2 protein-coding genes are annotated in these 713 nt (G+C 59.2%); both read left to right on the forward strand.

The features are described 5' to 3' along the window. Positions 1-201, forward strand: a 201-nt coding sequence (tssD, locus tag JSY17_RS25505) for a type VI secretion system tube protein TssD (RefSeq protein ID WP_206403387.1), incomplete at its 5' end; no start/stop codon positions are given. A 78-nt stretch (positions 202-279) separates the two neighbouring features. Beyond that, on the forward strand, positions 280-713 hold a 434-nt coding region (locus JSY17_RS25510), incomplete at its 3' end, for a contractile injection system protein, VgrG/Pvc8 family (RefSeq protein WP_269814607.1).

Genomic DNA, 713 nt, shown 5'->3' on the forward strand with positions numbered 1-713 from the left:
ACTCAAGAGCACTACTACACCACCGTTCTGGAAGACGCGATCCTCGTCAGCTCCAAGGACTACATGCACAACTGCCAGGACCCTTCCAACGCGCACTTCACGCACCTGGAAGACATCGAAATGACCTACCGCAAAATCACCTGGACCCACGAAGTTTCCGGTACTTCGGGCTCCGATGACTGGCGCTCGCCTGTGGCCTGATACGGCTGAGGTTTCAAGCATCGGCCAGCTTCTGCTGGTCGATGTTGTTTACGCCTTTTCAGAATCGAGGAACAAGGGATGTTCGCGCCGGCCAATCAGACCCACTTCAGCCTGACCATAGAAGGCTCAGACAGCGACCTGCAAGTCCTGGCCCTCACCGGACGGGAAGCCATCAGCCAACCGTTCGTGTTCGACGTGGAACTGGTCAGCGAGCAGCCAGCCCTGGACCTCGAAACCCTGTTGCACAAACCCGCCTTCCTGCAGCTTTCGCCGGACGGCAGCGGTATTCACGGCCAGATCCATCGCGCCGCCCAGGGAGACTCCGGCAAGCGCCTGACCCGTTACTCGGTGACCCTGCGCCCGCAACTCGCCTACCTGGCCCACCGCATCAACCAGCGCATCTTCCAGAACCTCAGCGTGCCGAAAATCATCGGCCAGGTCCTCGAAGAGCATGGCATCCAGAGCAATGCCTACGAATTCAAGGTCGGGTCGGTTTATCCCGAGCGCATCTA

The sequence above is a fragment of the Pseudomonas capsici genome (assembly GCF_017165765.1).
GTDB classification, from domain to species: Bacteria; Pseudomonadota; Gammaproteobacteria; order Pseudomonadales; family Pseudomonadaceae; genus Aquipseudomonas; species Aquipseudomonas capsici.